14 protein-coding genes are annotated in these 18,484 nt (G+C 68.6%); 6 read left to right on the forward strand and 8 right to left on the reverse strand.

Going from position 1 to position 18,484, the window contains the following annotated elements; translation table 11 throughout:
• Nucleotides 1–27: 27 nt before the first annotated feature.
• Together ACIA8E_RS29135 and ACIA8E_RS29140 are read left to right on the forward strand one after the other, a co-directional pair.
• The gene (locus tag ACIA8E_RS29135) at nucleotides 28–828 is read left to right on the forward strand and encodes an alpha/beta fold hydrolase (RefSeq protein WP_399302320.1); all 801 of its coding nucleotides are present in this window, start codon (nucleotides 28–30) and stop codon (nucleotides 826–828) included.
• A gap of 395 nt (nucleotides 829–1,223) precedes the next feature.
• Nucleotides 1,224–1,763 (forward strand): TIGR00730 family Rossman fold protein, encoded by a 540-nt coding sequence (locus ACIA8E_RS29140; protein WP_399302412.1) that lies wholly within the window; start codon nucleotides 1,224–1,226, stop codon nucleotides 1,761–1,763.
• 217 nt (nucleotides 1,764–1,980) lie between these two features.
• Here ACIA8E_RS29140 and ACIA8E_RS29145 read toward each other — a convergent pair whose 3' ends face one another.
• Nucleotides 1,981–3,432, reverse strand: a complete 1,452-nt coding sequence (locus ACIA8E_RS29145) for a PLP-dependent aminotransferase family protein (protein ID WP_399302322.1) — start codon at nucleotides 3,430–3,432, stop codon at nucleotides 1,981–1,983.
• Between the two features lie 47 nt (nucleotides 3,433–3,479).
• Between ACIA8E_RS29145 and ACIA8E_RS29150 the strand changes: the two genes are divergently transcribed.
• From ACIA8E_RS29150 to ACIA8E_RS29160, 3 genes are all read left to right on the forward strand, one after another.
• On the forward strand, nucleotides 3,480–3,980 hold the full coding sequence (locus ACIA8E_RS29150) for a carboxymuconolactone decarboxylase family protein (protein WP_326601445.1): 501 nt from the start codon (nucleotides 3,480–3,482) through the stop codon (nucleotides 3,978–3,980).
• 84 nt (nucleotides 3,981–4,064) lie between these two features.
• Nucleotides 4,065–5,048: an MIP/aquaporin family protein gene (locus tag ACIA8E_RS29155; protein WP_399302324.1), complete on the forward strand. Its 984-nt coding sequence runs from the start codon at nucleotides 4,065–4,067 to the stop codon at nucleotides 5,046–5,048.
• Nucleotides 5,049–5,239: 191 nt separating this feature from the next.
• Nucleotides 5,240–6,115 (forward strand): NAD-dependent epimerase/dehydratase family protein, encoded by an 876-nt coding sequence (locus tag ACIA8E_RS29160; protein WP_399302326.1) that lies wholly within the window; start codon nucleotides 5,240–5,242, stop codon nucleotides 6,113–6,115.
• 231 nt (nucleotides 6,116–6,346) lie between these two features.
• Here the strand turns inward: ACIA8E_RS29160 and ACIA8E_RS29165 are convergent, their stop codons facing one another.
• The 4 genes from ACIA8E_RS29165 to ACIA8E_RS29180 all read right to left on the reverse strand — a co-directional run bounded on the left by ACIA8E_RS29165 (nucleotide 6,347) and on the right by ACIA8E_RS29180 (nucleotide 12,080).
• Nucleotides 6,347–7,165: an alpha/beta fold hydrolase gene (locus ACIA8E_RS29165; RefSeq protein ID WP_399302328.1), complete on the reverse strand. Its 819-nt coding sequence runs from the start codon at nucleotides 7,163–7,165 to the stop codon at nucleotides 6,347–6,349.
• Between the two features lie 77 nt (nucleotides 7,166–7,242).
• Complete coding sequence (locus ACIA8E_RS29170; RefSeq protein WP_399302414.1) at nucleotides 7,243–9,453, reverse strand: FUSC family protein; 2,211 nt, start codon at nucleotides 9,451–9,453, stop codon at nucleotides 7,243–7,245.
• An 855-nt stretch (nucleotides 9,454–10,308) separates the two neighbouring features.
• Nucleotides 10,309–11,187: a methyltransferase domain-containing protein gene (locus tag ACIA8E_RS29175; protein ID WP_399302330.1), complete on the reverse strand. Its 879-nt coding sequence runs from the start codon at nucleotides 11,185–11,187 to the stop codon at nucleotides 10,309–10,311.
• Nucleotides 11,188–11,486: 299 nt separating this feature from the next.
• Nucleotides 11,487–12,080 carry a helix-turn-helix domain-containing protein gene (locus ACIA8E_RS29180; RefSeq protein ID WP_399302332.1) on the reverse strand — a complete coding sequence of 198 codons (594 nt, stop codon included), beginning with the start codon at nucleotides 12,078–12,080 and terminating at the stop codon, nucleotides 11,487–11,489.
• Nucleotides 12,081–12,358: 278 nt separating this feature from the next.
• Between ACIA8E_RS29180 and ACIA8E_RS29185 the strand changes: the two genes are divergently transcribed.
• Entirely contained in the window at nucleotides 12,359–13,561 is a 1,203-nt protein-coding gene (locus tag ACIA8E_RS29185) for a PP2C family protein-serine/threonine phosphatase (protein WP_399302334.1), read from the forward strand.
• A gap of 387 nt (nucleotides 13,562–13,948) precedes the next feature.
• Here ACIA8E_RS29185 and ACIA8E_RS29190 read toward each other — a convergent pair whose 3' ends face one another.
• From ACIA8E_RS29190 to ACIA8E_RS29200, 3 genes are all read right to left on the reverse strand, one after another.
• A complete protein-coding gene (locus tag ACIA8E_RS29190) occupies nucleotides 13,949–15,025 on the reverse strand; it encodes a protein kinase family protein (RefSeq protein WP_399302336.1) in 1,077 nt (358 codons plus the stop codon).
• A gap of 630 nt (nucleotides 15,026–15,655) precedes the next feature.
• The gene (locus tag ACIA8E_RS29195) at nucleotides 15,656–17,203 is read right to left on the reverse strand and encodes a polysaccharide lyase family 1 protein (protein ID WP_399302338.1); all 1,548 of its coding nucleotides are present in this window, start codon (nucleotides 17,201–17,203) and stop codon (nucleotides 15,656–15,658) included.
• Nucleotides 17,204–17,452: 249 nt separating this feature from the next.
• Complete coding sequence (locus ACIA8E_RS29200) at nucleotides 17,453–18,430, reverse strand: LacI family DNA-binding transcriptional regulator (protein ID WP_399302340.1); 978 nt, start codon at nucleotides 18,428–18,430, stop codon at nucleotides 17,453–17,455.
• Nucleotides 18,431–18,484 lie beyond the last annotated feature (54 nt).

Genomic DNA, 18,484 nt, shown 5'->3' on the forward strand with positions numbered 1-18,484 from the left:
AAGCTCAACTGATCCTGGAGGTCCCACGTGACATGGTCCGAGCACACCGTGACGCGAGACGGCGTCCGACTTGTCTGCCGGGACTGGGGCGGGCCGGGGCAGCCCGTCGTGCTGCTGCACGGACTCGCCGGTCACGCGGGCGAATGGGACCAGACGGCACAGAGACTGAGCCCCCGGCATCGGGTGATCGCGCTCGACCAGCGCGGACACGGCGCCAGCGAACGCCACCCTCAGGATGTCTCCCGCGACGCCTACGTCGCCGACGTCATCGCCGTCCTGGACCAACTGGCCCTGCGGCGCCCTGTCCTGGCCGGCCAGTCGCTGGGCGGGCACACGGCCATGCTCACCGCCGCCGCACACCCCGAGCGGGTCCGAGCGCTGGTACTCGTCGAGGCCGGCCCAGGCGGCCCGAACCCGAACGTCCCCGCCGACATCGGCAGTTGGCTCGCCTCGTGGCCGACACCATTCGTCTCCCGCGAGGCCGCTGCCCAGTTCCTCGGCGGCGGACCCGTCGGCGAAGGCTGGGCAGCCGGGCTGGAGGAACGCGGAGGCGGATGGTGGCCCCGCTTCGACCGAGAGGTGATGACCCGCTCGCTCGCGGAGAACGCCCAGCGTTCCTTCTGGCACGAGTGGGCACAGATCACGTGCCCGACCCTGGTCGTCCTGGCCCAGTCGGGCTTCATCCCTCGACAGGAAACCGAGGAGATGCTCCGGCAGCGGCCAACCACCGTGGCCATGAGCATCCCCCGAACCGGCCACGACCTGCACTTGGAACAGCCAGGGACCCTCCACTCCGCGCTCTCGGACTTCCTGACGGACCTCTCCTGAGAACCCTGCGGGGTCCCACCGACGAGGACATCAGAAACTGCAGACCGCCACCGATCCACAGACCTTGGCACTCGGAGTGGGCCGCACCGGGTACGTAGGTCTGAGCATGATGTGGCCGACCGAAAATTCCGTCGCGCCCTTCTCTCCGGCTGCCAGGAACTGGCCGCAGCCTGGGGCGAGGCGAGCTGAGTGAACAGCCGCACCGGAGTTCCTCCGACAGCGGGGATCGCCCATGTCGCGGACCCCTGAAACCGCGACGGGCGCCCGTGGTCGGCCGACGGCGAGGGCTGGACCGATCGGTGAATTGGTCCCCTCCGCCACCTGGGAATTGGTCCATGCGGCCGGGATGTCCAGTACGTACCGTCGAGATCATGACAGCAGCAGCTCCCACCACGATGAACGTCTGTGTTTTCCTCTCCGCGGCAGACCTCGACGAGCACTACACCCGACCTGCCCGCGATCTGGCGGAGCTGCTCGGCCAGGGCGGTCACACCTTGGTGTGGGGTGGATCCGATACCGGGCTGATGAAGGTCGTCGCCGATGGGGTGCGGGAGACCGGAGGGCGGCTCGTGGGGGTCTCGGTCACCTTTCTGCGGGAGTGGGCCAGGCAGGAGGCCGACGAGATGGTGTTCGCCGATGATCTCGCCGAACGGAAGGCCCTGCTGCTCGCCCGCGCGGACGCGGTGGTCGTGATGGCGGGCGGCCTGGGCACGCTGGACGAGGTGACCGAGATCCTGGAGTTGAAGAAGCACGGCCTGCACGACAAGCCGGTGGTGCTCCTGAACACGGCCGGCTTCTACGACGGTCTGACACTCCAACTCCGCCGGATGGAGGAGGAGGGATTCCTGCCGGTGCCCCTGAACAAGTTGTTCTTCCCCGCCGACACGGCTGCCGACGCCTTCGCCTTCCTGGAGGAATCCGTCGGATTGCGGTGAGTCGACCACGGTAGGCGTGACACTCGCCTGAGGCACCGAAGCCTGTTCCGGAGGCGGCGCAGCGGTGACCCGTCGCCTGCTCAACCGCGGTCACGAGGGCTGGTTCGGTTCATGTTGCCGACCGCGCGTGGGGAGGGAGCGGCGGAACGGGGGCATCGGACCGCGGTGATCGGCGACCTGAAGCAGCATCCGGGCCACGGCGGCCCTACCGACGGCATCAACCCTGCGTCTGTGGCATCACCCTGCACAGTGTGTCCAGCGCACCCGTCCACGCACTGTCCGAGGGTGCCGCATAGTTCACCACGAGCGCGTCCCGTTCGGGCAGCCGCCAGCCGGACTCCGGCACTTCGTAGTGGAACTCGGCGAGCCCACTGACTGCGAGGCCCTGCCGCGCTGCCGCCTGGGTGACCGAGTGCTCCGTTCCGTGTGGGAGTTCGAGGACCGCTTGCAGTCCGGCGGCCATGCCGGTCACGCGGACGCGGGGGGCCCTTTGCGCCAGGGCCGTGACCAGTTGGTCGCGGCGGCGCCGGTAGTGCAGCCGCATCGAGCGCACATGACGGTCGTACGCGCCTGACGTCAGGAACTCCGCGAGCGTCAACTGTTCCAGCGCACTCGACATGTAGTCGCCGTATCCCTTGGCTGCAACGATCTCCGGGACGAGTTCCTGCGGCAGGACCATCCAGCCGAGCCGCACCCCGGGCGCCAGTGACTTGCTTGCCGAGCCGAAATACACCACCCGGTCGGGGTCGAGGCCCTGCAGGGCACCCACCGGCTGACGGTCGTATCTGAACTCCCCGTCGTAATCGTCCTCCAGGATCAGCCCGCCGGTGCGCCGCGCCCACTCGACAGCCGCCGTGCGACGGTCCGGGCGCAGCGCGACGCCCGTCGGGTATTGATGGGCGGGTGTCATCAGTACCGCGCCGATGCCGTCCAACCGCGCCAAGTCGTCGGTGCGCGCGCCGAATTCGTCGACGTAGACGGGCGGGGTGCGCAGGCCGGCGCCGGTCAGCAGGTCGCGATAGAGGTCGAGTCCGTACGACTCGACGGCCACCGCCCGGACCTGCCGTGCCTCGAGCGCCTTCGCCATCAGCGCGAGCCCGTGGTGGAAGCCGGAGCAGATGACGATCCGCTCCGGCTCGGCGTACACCCCGCGAGCCCGCGCCAGATAGTCCGCTAGGGCGGTGCGCAGTCGGACCTGGCCGAGGGCGTCGCCGTAGCCGAAGGCGTCGTGTGGTGCCGAGGTCAGGGCGCGGCGGGCAGCGGTGAGCCACTGCGTGCGGGGGAAGTTCGCGAGGTCCGGTGAACCCGGCTGCAGGCCGTACATGGGACGTTTCCGGGTCGGCTGCGCGCGGGAGGCGGCGGGTGTGGCCCGGCGCGGCGCGGCCCGCGTGGCCACCCGGGTCCCGGATCCCTGTTGGGCGGTGAGCCAGCCCTCCGCGACGAGTTCGGCGTAGGAGTCGGTCACGGTGTTGCGGGAGACACCGAGATCGGCGGCGAGCGAGCGGGATGGTGGCAGCCGGGTGCCGGGGGCCAACCGCCCCGTGCGCACGGCGTCCCGGAGGGCGTTCGTGAGCCCGGCGCGCAGCCCGGGTCCGCGCAGTTCCAGATGGAGGTCGGTGCCGGGTTCGGGGGGCGGGCCGGCCTCTGAATTGGTCTGTGAATCTGCCACGGAAATGGACCCTACTTCAGTGCCACTGGGTGCGTAGCGTTGCAGGCATGAACACGAACGAAGCACACGAAAGCCTGGAACGTCTTCCCGAACACGCACCCCGACTGGACTGGACGAAACTCGCCCCGGAGGCATTCAAGGCCATGGTCCGCCTGGACACGGCGGCGAAGCAGGGAGTCGAGCCCGTCCTGCTGAACCTGGTCAAGATCCGCGCCTCTCAGATCAATCACTGTGCCTTCTGCCTGGACATGCACAGCAAGGATGCACTTGCGGCAGGCGAGTCGGCGGAGCGGATCTTCCAGCTCGACGCCTGGCGGGAGTCGAGGCACTTCTACACGGCCAAGGAGATCGCGGCGATCGAGCTGACCGAGGCGGTCACCGTGCTCACGGATGGGTTCGTGCCGGACGAGGTGTACGCGCGGGCCGCGACGGAGTTCAACGAGAGCGAGCTGGCCCGCCTCATCGTCGCGATCACCACGATCAACGCATGGAACCGCTTCGGCGTCTCCACCCGCCTCGTCCCCGGCCACTACACCCCCGCCGGCTGACAGGTCCGGGAGGACCGAGCCCGGCTGTTCGGCAACATCCCGGCTCCGATCTTGCTCCGTGCAGGCCAACACCAGGAGATTTTGGTGAGTACCGTCTCTTCTCTGTCACGTCGGCTGCGCCTGGCGCGTGCCGCCGACGAGTTCGTGCTCACCACCGTCCTGCTGTTCCTGGCGGTGACGGTCGTCAGGTGGCTGCGTGACCCGGACTCCGCTCTTTACGTGGGCGACCTCGACGCCGCGCTCGCCGTCGTCGGCGTCCTCAGCGGAGCCATCCTCACCGGGCTGATTTTCAGCCCGCCCGGCCGGCGCAGTGGGGGCCACCTGAATCCCGCTGTGACGGTCTCCTTGTGGCTCATGGGCGTCTTCCCCGGGCGCAGCGTTGTGCCCTACGTACTGGCCCAACTCGCCGGGTCGGCGGCGGGGACGGGTCTTGGGCGCTTGGTGTGGGGGCCTGCGGTCTCGCTTCCGTCCGTGGACTACGCGGCGATCGTGCCCGCACCCGCGTGGCAGCCCACGTCCGTCTTCGCAGCCGAGGCGGGCAGCATGACGATCATCATCGTCGCTGTCGGGTTCACCATGGCCCATGCCCGCTATGCACGCCTGGTGCCGTACGTCATCGGGCTGTCCGTCACCCTGGTGATCGCTGTCCTGGGCCCCTGCAGCGGCGGCTCCATCAACCCGGCCCGCCAGTTCGGCCCTGCCGCACTCGCCGGTCAGAGCACTGATCTGTGGATCTACCTGGTCGCGCCCGTCCTGGGAGCGGTCCTCGGGGCCTGGCTGCACCACCTTCTCAGCCGGCACCGGCCGCTGACACGCAGAGTGCGGGCCCCGGCGAGCAACCAGTCGCCACCGGAGGGCAATGCTGCCGCCGGCGTAAGCCGACGGTCCTCGGATCCCCGGGCAGGACGGCCGAGCCCGGTGGGTGGTCCGGGCCGCCGACAAGGTCGTACTCCCCCGCGGGCGGCCGAGGGCACGGGGGTGGAGTCGCTCCCGGGCACGCTGCCACTCCCGAGCCGCCTGCCGATCGGGGTCGTCATACGCGACACGCACTGCGGCCCATCTGGGTGAACGACATCCCGGCCTCCAAGGACGGCATCCCCCATCCACAGCGGCCGGCCACAGACTGACGAAGGCGTTACCCGGGGCAGAGGCCGAAACCTGTGCTGATCAACGACTTTATGCTTGCTCATAACGTTTTCACCCTCTGCGTCGCCTCCCCTGTGCGAAGGATTCCCGAACCAAGTGAAGGACTGATCCCCATGCGCATCTTGATCGCGGGCGCGACCGGCACGGTCGGCCGACTGCTCGTCCCCCTGCTGCTGAACGCCGGACATCAAGTCACAGGACTCTCGCGAACGCCTGCAGGAGTCGAGCGCGTGCGACGCCAGGGCGCCTCGGCCGTCCAGGCGGACGCATTGGACAGAGACGGACTGCTGCAGGTGATGACGGCAGCGGCACCGGATGCGGTGGTCCACCAGCTCACCGCCCTGTCGGACGCAGACGGGGAAGCGACCAACCGGCTGCGCCGGGAGGGGACACGCAACCTGGTCGACGCGGCCAAGTCCGCCGGGGTGGGAAGAATCGTCGCCCAATCGATCTCCTGGGCGTACGCGCCGGGAGAGGCACCGGCCGACGAGACCGTCCCGCTCGATATCGGGTCAGCACAGCCGCGAGGAGGAATGGTGGACGGCATCCAGGCTCTGGAAGAAACCGCGGCTGAGCTGGAGACTGCCGTGGCGTTGCGGTACGGCATCCTGTACGGCCCCGGCACCTGGTACGCGCCTGGCGGCGCCGTTGCCGCGGCCCTGGCAGGTGACTCGACCGCGCGTCTGCTCGCATACCTTGAGGCGGACCGTTCCGTCACTTCGTTCCTGCACGTGGCCGATGCCGCAAGAGCCACCGTCGCCGCCCTCAACTGGCCATCCGGCCCTGTCAACATCGTGGACGACGAGCCGGCCCAGGGGCGCCAGTGGCTGCCCGTCCTGGCCGAAGCTCTCGGCGTACCCACCCCGGAAGCCACATCAGGACGGCAGAGCTGGGCACGGGGAGCCTCCAACGCCCTGGCCCGCTCCCGCGGATGGCAGCCCGAACATGAGACGTGGCGATACGGCTTCGCGGCACAAGACGCGGCTTGAGACGGGCTCCACCACGCGATTCCCCGGCCGGCGCCGGCCTGCGCGTCCCGAACGGGACCGCCACATCTGACGATGCCATCCCCGCCACAAAGCCGCAGATACGTCGCCTCGCTCACGGAGTTCTCCATCACATGGTCGACGACGACAGCCCCGCGGCCCTGCGTTCACACGCCTACAACTCGGCGTCCGGCAACCGCAACAACGTTCGTCCGGGCGCAGTGACTGCGCATCTCAGCCTCCGTATCCGGTGCGGACCGTACCCACGGCATGGCTCAGCACGAACTCGCGCGCCAGTCGTGCAGCCTGCTCACGGGCCTCGAAGGTGATGCCGTGCCGAATACGCGGCAGGATCACCAGACGTGCGCCAGGGATCTCCGATGCCATGAGTTCCGCGACCTGAGCACGGATGATCGGGTCCTCCGCGCCATGCAGCACGAGAGCAGGAACCGTGATTTCATGCAGCCGGGCAGTGCAGTCGTGGTTCTGGATCGCTGCCGTGCGGCGTGCGTCGGCGTCTGCGGGACGCCCCCGCAGGGCGCGCTTGGTGTCGGCGACGAGCTGCGGGTCGTTCGCCTGCCCTTCAGGGGTGAGGACCAGATCCAGCACGAACTGCGCCCGTGCGTCCGGCCCCATGGCGACGGTACGGTCACCGAAGTTCTCGGTCATGGTCCGGCTCGGGGTGGCGCCTGACAGTATGAGAGACGCGACCCGATGCGGGTAGTGGATCGCCAGGTGCATGGCGATCGATCCGCCGTACGACGCTCCCATCACATGCACGCGCTCAAATCCCAGTGCGGCGATGAAGTCGGCGCAGTCAGCAGCTTGGCGAACGATGTCGTACGGCTCGGTTCCGTTGAGTGTGTCGCCGGTGTCACGCTGGTCGAAGCTTATAGCCCGGATTCCAGCGCCCAGCAGGGGGCGAAAGGTGTCGAACTGCCCCTTGTGGCTCTCCCCGCCGTGCAACAGAACCAGCGGCTCACCCTGGCCGGACTCAACGTAGGCAATATCGATGTCGCCGGCTTTGACACGCTGAAACGCCTCGGAACTCACGCGCTCACCTCCGCAGGACTTCGGGATCCACACCGATTTCTGTCGAACATGGGCTGAACGCCGCGACGCCGGCCCGGCTACGCGCCCCCGTCCCCTCCCCCGCCCCGAGACGACGCCCGGTCGGGTGTCGAGACAGACACCCCGAGAGGGCGGGCCAGACCGATCAACCCTTCGTCCAGGCGCTGCAGATGCCGAAGGACACGGTCCGTGACACGGTCGTGCCGGGGAAAGCCGGGCTTGTCCGTCTCCAGCATGGACGCCAGGCTCGCGCCGGTCTCCACCACGCCGTCGCTGTCGTCGTCCTCGACACGCGCGACGAGGACGTCGATGTTGTGGGCGATGCGCCGGCCTGCCCCCTTCAGGAGGGGGTCCGCGGCGACGCTCTTGCTGCTCGGGAGGAGTTCGGCCGTCGCCGCCAGCGAACGCGCGTGGTAGGCGCACGTCTCCAGCAGCGCCACGACGTAGCGGGCGGTCTGGCGGCGGGTCCGCAGCGGGGTGATCGGGTGGGTCAACGGCTGCGTGGAGGACTGCAGATCCTCCAGTGCCGTATCAAGATCCCGGGCCATGTCCAGCAGATCGCGCGCGGGCCCGCCGCTCAGCTGCTCCACCGCGGCATCGCTGACGACACCGAGCCGGGTCAGCACCGTGCCGAGAAGTTCGTCGGTACGGCGATCGGTATGCACCGGCAGGATCACGGCCGCCGCAATCACGCCGCAGGCGGCGCCGAGCGCGGTCTCCTCGATCCGCAGGACAAGCACCGCGTAGCTGTAGGTGTTGAGCAGGGTGTACAGCAGCCCCAGTGCCGCCGTGACGAAGAATGACATCAGGGCGTACGACAGCGGCGCGGTGAAGAACATGGCGAAGACGAACAGCAGCACGAGTGCGAACGCCGTCCAGGTGTGGTGGCCCACCAGGCCCGCCAGGCCGACACCGGCGACGACGCCGAGAACCGTGCCCAGCAGCCGACGGTAGCCCTTGACCAGGATCTCCCCGGTTGACGCCGTGTTCAGGAAGACGACCCAGCAGGTCAGCACCGCCCAGTACCAGCGCTGACTGGAGAGGAACTCCCCTCCCACGATGGCCAGCGCCGAACCCACCGACACCTGGACCGCGGCACGGGTCGTGGGACGCTCAAGTCCCTTGCGGGCATCCTCGACAGGCTCGGTCTCCTCGGCCTGCGCGATGGCGACGTCCTCGGCGTCCAGTTCCTCGCGCGAACGCGTCGTCGCAGGTGTGTCGTGGGACTCGTCCTGTGGCCCGTCGAGCGCCAGCCGCAGGCCCATGACACCGCGCGCCGCCTCCCCGATGCCGCGGAAGACGTCCTGGACGGGGGCCGAGGCGCGCGGCAGATTCTCCTCGTCCCGATAGCCGAGCAGCCGGTTGCGCAGGTGGGCCACCGCGGCGCCGCGATTGTTCGAGGCCGGGCGGGCGATGAGCAGGCGCAACGCGTCGAGATCACGGCGCAGCGTCGCGGTGATGTCGTCCTGTTTCCGCAGCTGGTTGCCGGGCGCCGGCGCGGGCGCGTGCGGCAGATGAAGCGTGAGCGTATCGGCGCGTTCGGAGCTGCGCGCGGTGAGGACGAGTACGCCGAGCCGCTCGGCAGCGATCTCGGCGTCGGCGACACGGCGCTGGACGAGCAAGGCTGTGGCGCTGTCGCTGGTGCCCTCCTCCAGCCTCCCCTGGATCATCATCGCGCTCTGGTGGAGGCGGGCGGTGTGCCGGCGTACGTCCTCCAGCGCCTTCTCGACGTGGTCCGGCCCGGCGACGAGCAGCTCGATCTGGGCGGACACCAATTGGGCGAGGCGGGCGCGGAAGGCCTCGCGCAGCCGCAGCAGAATGCGTTCGGGCGTCTCGACAACCAGGCCGAACCGCACGGCCGCGCTGCAGACGAACGCGACCACCAGTGTTCCGCACAGCCCCGGCAGCGCGGAGACTGCGGCCCCGACGAACAGCGACACAAAGTAGATCTGAAACCCGATGAGTCCCAGGGCCGTACCGCGATCACCGAACCGGCGGCTGTAGACCGCGGCGAAGATCAAGGCGAGGAAGACGAGGTCGCCCGCGACGACCTGGGTGCTCAACAGCGCTCCCAGTGACATCGCAACGAGCGCCACGGGCAGGCCGAGCGCCAGCGTGATGGCCTGTTCGCGCCGCTGCTTCTCCTTGATGGCGAAGGTCGCGACCATGGCCGAGATGGCACCGGCCACCATGTGGCTCACATCGGCCTTGAGCAGCGCCAGGACCGCGAGCGTGAGCGCGATGGCGCCGACTGTGCGCAGGCCGGCCATCAGCCGCAACAGTCCGGGATCGGAGGCCGAGAACCGGTCCCAGATCCTCGTCCGGCTCGCCCGTGTCACTGTCCTCACCCTGCCGCTTTCCCCGCTCGCCACCAAAAACCGGAAGTTCCAGCATGGCACGCGTCAACCCCCGCCCTGGCGCCGCCGTCCCGCGGGAGTGATCAAGCGGTTGTGTGTACATGCCGGACGGGAAGGTGGTGTCCGGGAGTCCTTACTCGTATCTACGGGGCCTAAGGTCCTCTTCGGCCGGCTCCCGATCGGTGTAGTACATGAGCTTGCCGTCGCCGGCGGTGCATGTGTGTGCGCGGGTACCGGCCTTGATGTCGCTGACAGCGTGGAGATCGACGACGTTGTCCTTCTCTCAGGTATGCACACTTCGTTGACAGTCAGCTCCACGCTCGTCTTGGCCCGGCTCGTCCCGTGACCCGTCTTGGCCCGGCTCGTCCCTTGACTCGAACGTGGCGCTCCTCCGAGCCGCGGGTGCAGCGCAGGTCGTAGGACCTGCCCAGCTTCCGTCCGGTCCTCGTCCTCGTGGCGGACCAGGCCTGTGTCCGGAGAACGTCCGCTGCGCGAGCAGCTGTCCGAGGGCGCCGAGAGTCCGCACGCAAAGGTAGCGGCGGATACGGGGGTAGTCCGCCAGTGTGTGCCGGCCGCGCCCCCACATGACGGTCACCCAGGAGCGCAGAGGGTGGAGCAGACTCCCGGTGCCTGTGAACCACCGTCACCACAGGCTCGGGCCATGCCGGGAGGGTCCGCAGCAGTCTGCCTCCCGGCGCCCGAGCGTCTCCGGAATGAGACGAATGGCTCTCTGCCCTGGTCGGCCCCGGCCGCGTCAGAACGCGCTGCTCAAGTGCGTCGTGCTGCCCATACGGTGCGCTCGGTGCGTACCGTCAGGTCGTCGCGGCGCAGAATGCTGCGAGGGCTGTCGGTATCGAGCAGCTGATCGAGAGCGGTCAGGTCCTCGACCGTCAGCGCCTCGGCGACGCTGCCGCGGATGCGGCGCAGGCCGCCGAGTGCATAGCGGCCGACTGCCTCGGTGTGGGGCGGGCCGAGGTTCACGGTGATGGTGCGTTCGCCCTCGACGATGAAGCCGGCGGCGGTCAGCATGGGCCCCCAGTCGGCGCCGCGGTGCGGCATGTGCTCGGCATGGTGACGGTCGAGTGCGGCATGACAGCGTCCCTCGAGGCCGGGCCGGTCCTCTGGGGCGTCTTCGGGCAGGAATCGTGGGAAGCCGGCCAGTTCGACGACTGCGAACAGCCCGCCTGGCGCCAGCGTGGCGTGGACTTGGCGCAGGGTGCGATCGGGGTCGGCCATGTGGTGCATGGAAGCTGATGCCCACACGAGATCGGGCGTGCCGAGATCGGGCCAGGCAGTATCGAGGTCGGCCTGAACGGTATGCACCCGGCCGACCAGGCCTTCCGACTTGGCCTTCTCGAGCAGACGGTGCAGGTGGCTGGTCGAGGCGTCGACGGCAGTCACCTCGGCATCGGGGAAGCGCTTGAGCAGTGCGAGAGTGCCGGCTCCGGTCCCGCTGCCCAGGTCCACAATGTGACGGGGGGCGGCTTCGACGGGCAGCCATGCGGTGATGGAGGCGATGTGATCTGCAAGCACTTCCGCATCGAGGTCGAGGATCTCCGCCTGGCCGTCGGCGTCCTGCTGCTGTCCGTGCTGGTGGACCGAGCGCGCGCCGTGGTCGTGCGCCGCATGCGGGGATGTGTGCGTCATGGCACCCACGCTAAGAGGATCAGAGGCGTGCGGCACGGTTGCTTTCCGAATACGCAAGACAATGGCTGCTTGGACTGCTGAATAGGCAAGCAGCTAAGGGCTGTCCCGTAATCCCTGGCGGGCGCACGCAACACATACGGCACCTCGCTGCGTTGTCGGAACGCCCGAATACGCCCGGTATGAGGACGCCCCTCCGCCTTACGATGCACCGCATCCGACGCCGCGCGCCGATCCACCAGGGATTACGGGACAGCCCTTGGCGACCTGCGGCAAGGAGAGCCGGCTGCGCGACGCTCACATCACTGCGACGGACGGCCGGCGCCCCCTGCGCTCTCACCGCTTTGGTGCCCGCGGCGGGCATCGCGGTCGAAGATGCCCAGGATCTCGCACGGGCCGCCCTCTGCGCCGATGGCATGCGGAAGCATGGTGGGGAACTCCGCGGCCTGATTGGTCTCTACGCGAAAGCGGCGGTTGCCCAGCAGCAGGATCGCGGTGCCGGAGAGGACAACGAGCCATTCGTGGCCGGGATGGGCACGCATACGCGAAGGGCTGTCGGGCGGTGGATCCGTCATCCGCTGACGCACGACCGTCATACCCGGGTCCGCCCGGACGGGCCACCGCATCGACTGGTGGGCCGCGTCGATCATCGGGCTGGAGATGACATCGTCCGTGGCCGTCTCGACGAGCTGATCGAGCGAGGTGTCCAGGGCACGGGCGAGGGTGACGAGCTGGTCCAGAGCAAGGCGGCGCTGACCGGTCTCGATCCGACTGAGCGTGGAGGGACTGAGCCGGGCCCGGGCGGCCAAGTCGTCCAGAGACCAGCCTTGTGCCACCCGCAGCGCGCGGATCCGCTTGCGTACCAGGCTGTCGAGCTCACCATCACCTTGCGTCATGAGCAAGACTGTATGCCCGATACGCAATGCGTTCTGAGCGTGAGCGCGTGGGGGCCCGCGGCGTGCGGGTGTCGAACCCGGCGGCGCCACCCGGATGAGATCGCGCTCGCCGAGTACCAGGCGAAGCGTTCCGTCGAGGACATGGATCCGGCGATTGCCCGCTCACAGCTGCGATGGCAGGTATGCGCGGCCGAGAGGCGACCACGGCAGCCCGACAGCATACTGAACAAAGGGAGCACGAATAGCGGAATCGATCGCCAACCTGTCCGGGGTATGCCGTGAGAGAACCGGGGATCGACTATCACGCCATCTTCGAGGCGTCACCCAGCGCAACGCTGATACTCAATTCCGTGTTCGTCATCATGGACGCGAACCCGTCTTTTCAAGATCTGGTCGGTCGCACCCGCGACGAGCTCATGGGCAAGTACGTGTTCGACGCCTTCCCACAGGACGACCAATCCGAAATGGCGGGTCTGAAGGCATCATTGCACCGGGTGCTGGAGAGCCGCGCCCAGGACGTCGCGGGCCCCATCCGCCACGATCTGGAGGAACCGGACCGGCCGGGAGTGTTCGCGGAGCGCTACTGGAGCCCGATCAATGCCCCCGTCCTGGACTCCGACGGACAGGTCACGCTGATCGTGCACCGCCTCGAGGAAATCACCGACCTCGTCCGCGCCGGCGACCCGGACGCCGATCACCGGCGTCGTCAGATGGAACTCGAGCTGTACGCCCGCTCCCGCCAGTTGCAGCAGGTCAACGAACGACTGCGCCAGGCCAACGCCCGCGAACGACAAATCGCCCTCGCGCTCCAGGAATCGATGCTGCCCGCCCCCCAGGTCCTCGCCCGCCACCAGGCAGCGGTCCGCTACCGCCCCGCGGTCCACGCCCTCAACGTCTGCGGGGACTGGTACGACGTGACCCAACTCCCCGACGGCAAGTACGCCGTGGCCGTCGGCGACGTCGTCGGGCACGGCCTGGCCGCGGCCGGCGTCATGGGCCAGCTGCGCAGCGCCCTCAGCGCCGCCATCCGCGTCGTGGGCGGCCCCGCATCGGCACTCGACGGACTCGACCTGTACGCCCGCTCCGTGGACGGCGCCCTGTCCACCACCGCGGTGCAGACCATCATCGCCTGGGCCGACCACCGAATCACCTACAGCAGCGCCGGCCACCCGCCCCCGGCCCTGGCCGACCCCGATGGCACCGTGCGCTTCCTGGACGAGGCGACCGACCCGCCATTGGGGGCCAGCCTCGAACACACCCCCCGACCACAGGCCTCCACCACCTACGTCGACGGCGCCACCCTCGTCCTGTACACCGACGGGCTGATCGAGCGCCGCGGGGAGGACATCGACCAAGGCCTGCAGCGCCTCGCCGACCATCTGGCTCGCCATGGCAACGGTGAGGTCGAGGAACTGGCAGACGCACTCATCGACCTCAGCTCCGCCACCGATGACACGGCCGTGGTCGTCGTCCGCCTGTGACCTGGCACTGCCCATCGGCCGGGTAGAGATGACGAAACTGTCCGGATGCGGTTGCGCCTGCGCCACCCGAGGCATGGCATGCGGAAACGGCCGCAACGCTGTCACCGAAACGGCTCGCTCAGCTCCATGCAGCCCGAGGCGGAGGCCAACGCCCCTTCGTCACCGACATCAAGGCGGTGTCGGTCAGCTGGACACCGTGGGCCGATCGGTGGGTGGCAGCGCGGCAACGTTGGTGACGGGCCGGTGCCGTGCAGCCCGGCAGCCGAAGCCCTGAGCAAGGTCGGTGAGCCGAGGCCCGGACTCGTCTTCGATGAGCAGGGCACGCACGGGGTACCCCGACGGCGGCGCCTGACCTGGCCTGCGGACGCCAGCCGAGCCCGCCTGCCTCTACCGCGCTGAACGACCACCCGGCCTGGCCCGTTCAATCTCGGCAGCCGGATACGGGGTCCGTTTGCTCACCGTAAGCAGCCGGCGGTGGAACCCGTCCAGCACAACGGCAGCCCGGGCGTGCCGGTCGATGATCGCGGCGATCGCGGGCGGAACCGCCTCGGACCTTTCACCCGCGATCCAGTTGTGCAGGAACACCTCGTGGTCCACTTTGCCGCGCACGCCGTCGGGTAGATGATGGCGCAGCAGATGGTTGGCGATGTAGTAGCTGTCATACGCGAGATGGGCGGTGAGGAACTCGACTTCGTCCTGCGATAGTTCGAACCTGGAGCTCAGGGCGAGACCGAAGTCCGCGAAGTAGATCAACCGGCCGTCGGTCAAGACGTTGCTGAAGTGGGCATCGAAGTGGACGAGCCCGCGGGAGCTCATGAAGGCGGCTCCGCGCGTCAGGATTTCCTCCGCCCACGCGTACGTCGGGCCGTCTGCGCCCTCCGTTGCGGCCTTCCGTTGGTCGTCCAGCCACACGGCAAGTGTGTGCGGGACGTGTTCCAGGAAGAACACAAGACTGAAGGAGGACCGACCGATGGCCTCCAGCCGCTCACGCACGGCTGACGAGCCCTCCCAGTGCGCGACCGCCCCGTCGACGCCCCCAAAAGCGTCGGCGAATCCCTGGGGAGGGGAGTCCGGAAGGACTCGCCAGTGGTACATCAGCGGAAAGCCCTCGTACTCGTTCCCGAGGACCCAGTTGGTGGTCATCGTGTGCACAGCCAACTCGCGCCAGGCCCCGAAGCCGGCTGAGCCCACCCCGTACTGATAGAACATCGGCAGGCCGAAGTGGTTCGCCGTCGACCGTAGGTTCTCCGGCCGCATCTCGATGTCCGTCAGAGGGACTCGCTTGACGAAGACGCGGGTCCCACCGACCTTGAGCTCCGCCGACCTGCCCCCGATGCCTGACCCGAGAGGGGTGGCCGCGGCCACGACTTCGCCGACTCGATGGTCGCTGAGCAGCGACAGGTGCGTGGAAACGGATCCGTACGTGGCCAGGCGTGCGACATACTGCGGGTCCGGGTGGTCCATCAACGACTCCTCAATGCCCGAACCATCAACGTCATCGATCTCGCGAATGTGCTCGACCCTACCTTTGGCCATCGGCCGGCATCCTGAGCACCGAGGTGTCACGGCCCGACGAACCAAGAAGCCTCAATACGTAGAACCCCGACGGTTCCAGGGAGCCATCCGCTGCGCCGCATACCCGAGTACGCGAAGGCGATGGCAGTCCGGTCTCGTGGCCCGCGCCCCTCACGGAGTCCGCTGACCGGGCCGCGGGCCTGATCCGCAGCGGCAGCAGTCGGGGGGGGGGGGGGGGGGGGGGGGGGGGGGGGGGGGGGGGGGGGGGGGCGCGGCCCCCCCCCCCCCCCGCCGGGCGCCCCCCCCCCCGGGGGGGGGGCGGCTGGGGGGGTGTCGCGCGGCCGGGCCGGGGCGTGGCGGCGGCGGGGGGGGGCCCGCCGGCGGCGCCCCCCCCCCCCCCCCCCCCCAACCCGGTACGCCATGGTTGTGCGCGCCGAGACGTCTGGGCTCGTCCTCGCCGTGACCGTCCGCGCCCTGCTGATCGATCTGAACGGGGGCCGTCGGTTGCGACGGCCCCCGTTGCTGCTGCCCGGCGAGTCCGGGGATGCCGGCTCCCGGACGGTCGGCGGGACTGCGCCGCTATCCGGCGTAGGTCTCGTATTCGGCGATCTTCGGTGTGCCCGTCGAGCTGGTGATCTCGAAAGTGATCTTGCTCAGTGAGGTCCGGGGTACCGAGATGACGCCCGCACCGCTGCCGGACGTCAGGACTGCGCCGGTGTCGCCGTTGATGACCTTCCACGATCCGATGCTGCCTGCGGAGCCTGACGCTTCCCGGATGTTGATCCTGGATACGGCGGTGGAGGAGGCCCACTTGATCGAGATGGAACCGGTCGAGCCGGCCGGTGACCAGTAGGTGTTCATGTCACCGTCGCGCACGTTACCGAAGCTCGTCCCGCTGGCTTTGCTGGAGCCGTCGGAGCCGGCGCCGATGCTGAGGTTGGTCCCGCTGGGCTGGGTCGGGTCCGGCGTGGGGGTGGTGGGGTCGGGCGTGGGGGTGGTCGGTGTCGGTGTCGGTGTCTGCGGCGAGCAGTTGCCGTTCGATACCTGCAGCCCCTTGTCGGCGCCTGCCGTCTGGGTCACGATGTCCGGCACGCAACTGGCCGCATCGAGGTTGTAGGAGTAAGGGATGCTGACAGTGGTGTTGGACTGGGGGTTGGGGCCGGCGGGGTTGTTCTCGCTGCCGGGGGTCGACCAGGTCACGTTGTCGAAGGTGTTGCCGCTGACCTGCCAGTAGCCGGCCGCGTCGGTGTAGAAGGTGCCAAGGACGTCCTTGGAGTCCTTGAAGTAGTTGTTGTCCACCTTCGCGCGAGCCCCGGCTCGGGAGTTGATGCCGGATTCGTTGAGCTTCACGTAGTAATTGTTGTAGATGTGGGCTATGCCGCCACGCAGCAAGGGGGTGCGGGAGTCGATGTTCTCGTACAGGTTGTGGTGGTACGTGATGAAGCCGTTCGAGAGCTCGGTCTCACTGGATCCGACGAGGCCCCCGCGGCCGGAGTTGCGCAGGATGCTGTAGGACAGGGTCACGTACTGGGTGTTGTCCTTCATGTCGAAGAGGCCGTCGAACCCTTCGGACTCTCCACCGGACGCCTCAAGGGTGGTGTGATCGACCCAGACGTTGCGGACGTCGCTCTCCATGCCGATGGCGTCACCACCGTTGGACGTGGGCGAGCCGGACTTCTTGACGTTCCGGACGGTCACGTTCTGGATGATGATGTTGCTGGCCTCGCGGATGTGGATGCCCAGCTGGTCGAAGACCGCTCCGCTGCCGACGCCGACGATCGTGACGTTGCTGATCTGCTTGAGCTCGATCACGCCGTCGGCGGTGTTGCAGCTGTCGCCCGACACCTTGGCGGTGTTGCTGTGGTTGATGGTCCCCTCGACCTCGATGGTGATCGGGGTACTGCTGCTGGCCCGGCCGCACAGGGCCGCATGGATCGCGGTCCCCGTGGTGGCCCGCACCGTCTGGCCGCCCGCACCGCCGGTGGTCCCACCGTTCTGGGTCGCATAGCCGGTGGCGGTACCGGTTGCTGCCGACGCCTCGGGCATCGACATGACCACACCGGTCGCGGCCGCAAGGGCCATCGTGGCCAGTGCCGCATTGAGTCGCAGTGCGACTGGTCGTCTCATCTCGCCTCACCTTTCGCTGTCGAATGCTGGGTGTTGCTGCTACGTACCGTGCTCATTTCGGCGGGCCGTCGAGGCTGCCGACCTGTTGCCGGGCAGGTCGCTGGTCGGCCCAGATGTGGGTGGTGAAGGTCGTGCCCGAGTCCACAATAATTCTCGTATGAGAACCGAGTTCTTGTATGTGAACTGCAGTGACGGTACGTCACCCGCTTTGGCCCGTCAAGAAGTTGAGACGAACGATCAGCCGGCCGGTTACTCCGGGGCGGCGGTGGAGTCCCTGACGACCAGGGATGTCGCCAGCATGGTCTGGGCCGTGGCCGGTTCGCCGGGCGTCTCCAGAGCCTGGATCAGCAGATCGACCGCCGTGCGCCCCGCCGCCGCGGTGGGCATGGCGACGGTGGTGAGCCGGGGGCGGTTCAGCCTGCCGGCAACGGTGTCGTCCACGCCGATCACACTGATGTCCCGCGGCACGCGTACGTTCCGGTCGTCGAGCCCTTCGATGAGCCCGATGGCGACCAGGTCGTTGTAGGCGATCACCCCGGTGGCGCCCGTCCCCAGGACGGCGGGCGTTGCCGCGGTGCCGCCGTGTTCCGTCGGCGGATTGGGGCCGATGACGTCCAGCCGGACCCCCTGGTCGGCGGCGGCCTTCCCGGCGGCCCGTCGCATCTGCGCACTGGTCCACGAGCCGCGGGGACCACAGACCAGGGCCAGATGCTCATGACCCAGTCCGGCGAGGTGATCCACCGCGAGTGCCGCACCGTTCGCCACGTCCATGAGTACGGCCGAGAGCCCCGCCACGGAACGGTTGACCAGGACGAAAGGCAGCTCTCCACCCAGCCGGCCGATGACGTCGTTGGCCAGCCGGGGGCTGACCAGGATCACACCGTCCACCTGGCGAGCCAGGGTCTGGATCAGTTCCTCCTCGACGGCCGCGTCCTCGTCGGTGTCGGCGACGAAGACCTGGTAGCCGCGGACCCGCGCGTAGGCCTGAGCGGCCTTGATGAGTGGTGGGAAGAAGGGGTTGGCGATATCGGAGACGATCAGTCCCAGATTCCGTGTGCGCCCCGTGGTCAGAGCGCGTGCGGTCTCGTTGGGCTGATAGCCCAGTTCCGCAGCGATGGCGAGCACCCGCTCGCGGGTTTCCCGCTTCACCAGGTGGGAGGCGGAAAAGGCCCGGGAGACGGTCGAGACATGAACCCCGGCGGCCTGGGCGACGTCACGGATGGTCATGACCACGGTTGCTTCCCTTGCCCGCCGTAAGCACTGCCGGCCGGCCTCTGCCCA

Source organism: Streptomyces sp. NPDC051664 (assembly GCF_044453545.1).
Lineage (GTDB): Bacteria > Actinomycetota > Actinomycetes > Streptomycetales > Streptomycetaceae > Streptomyces.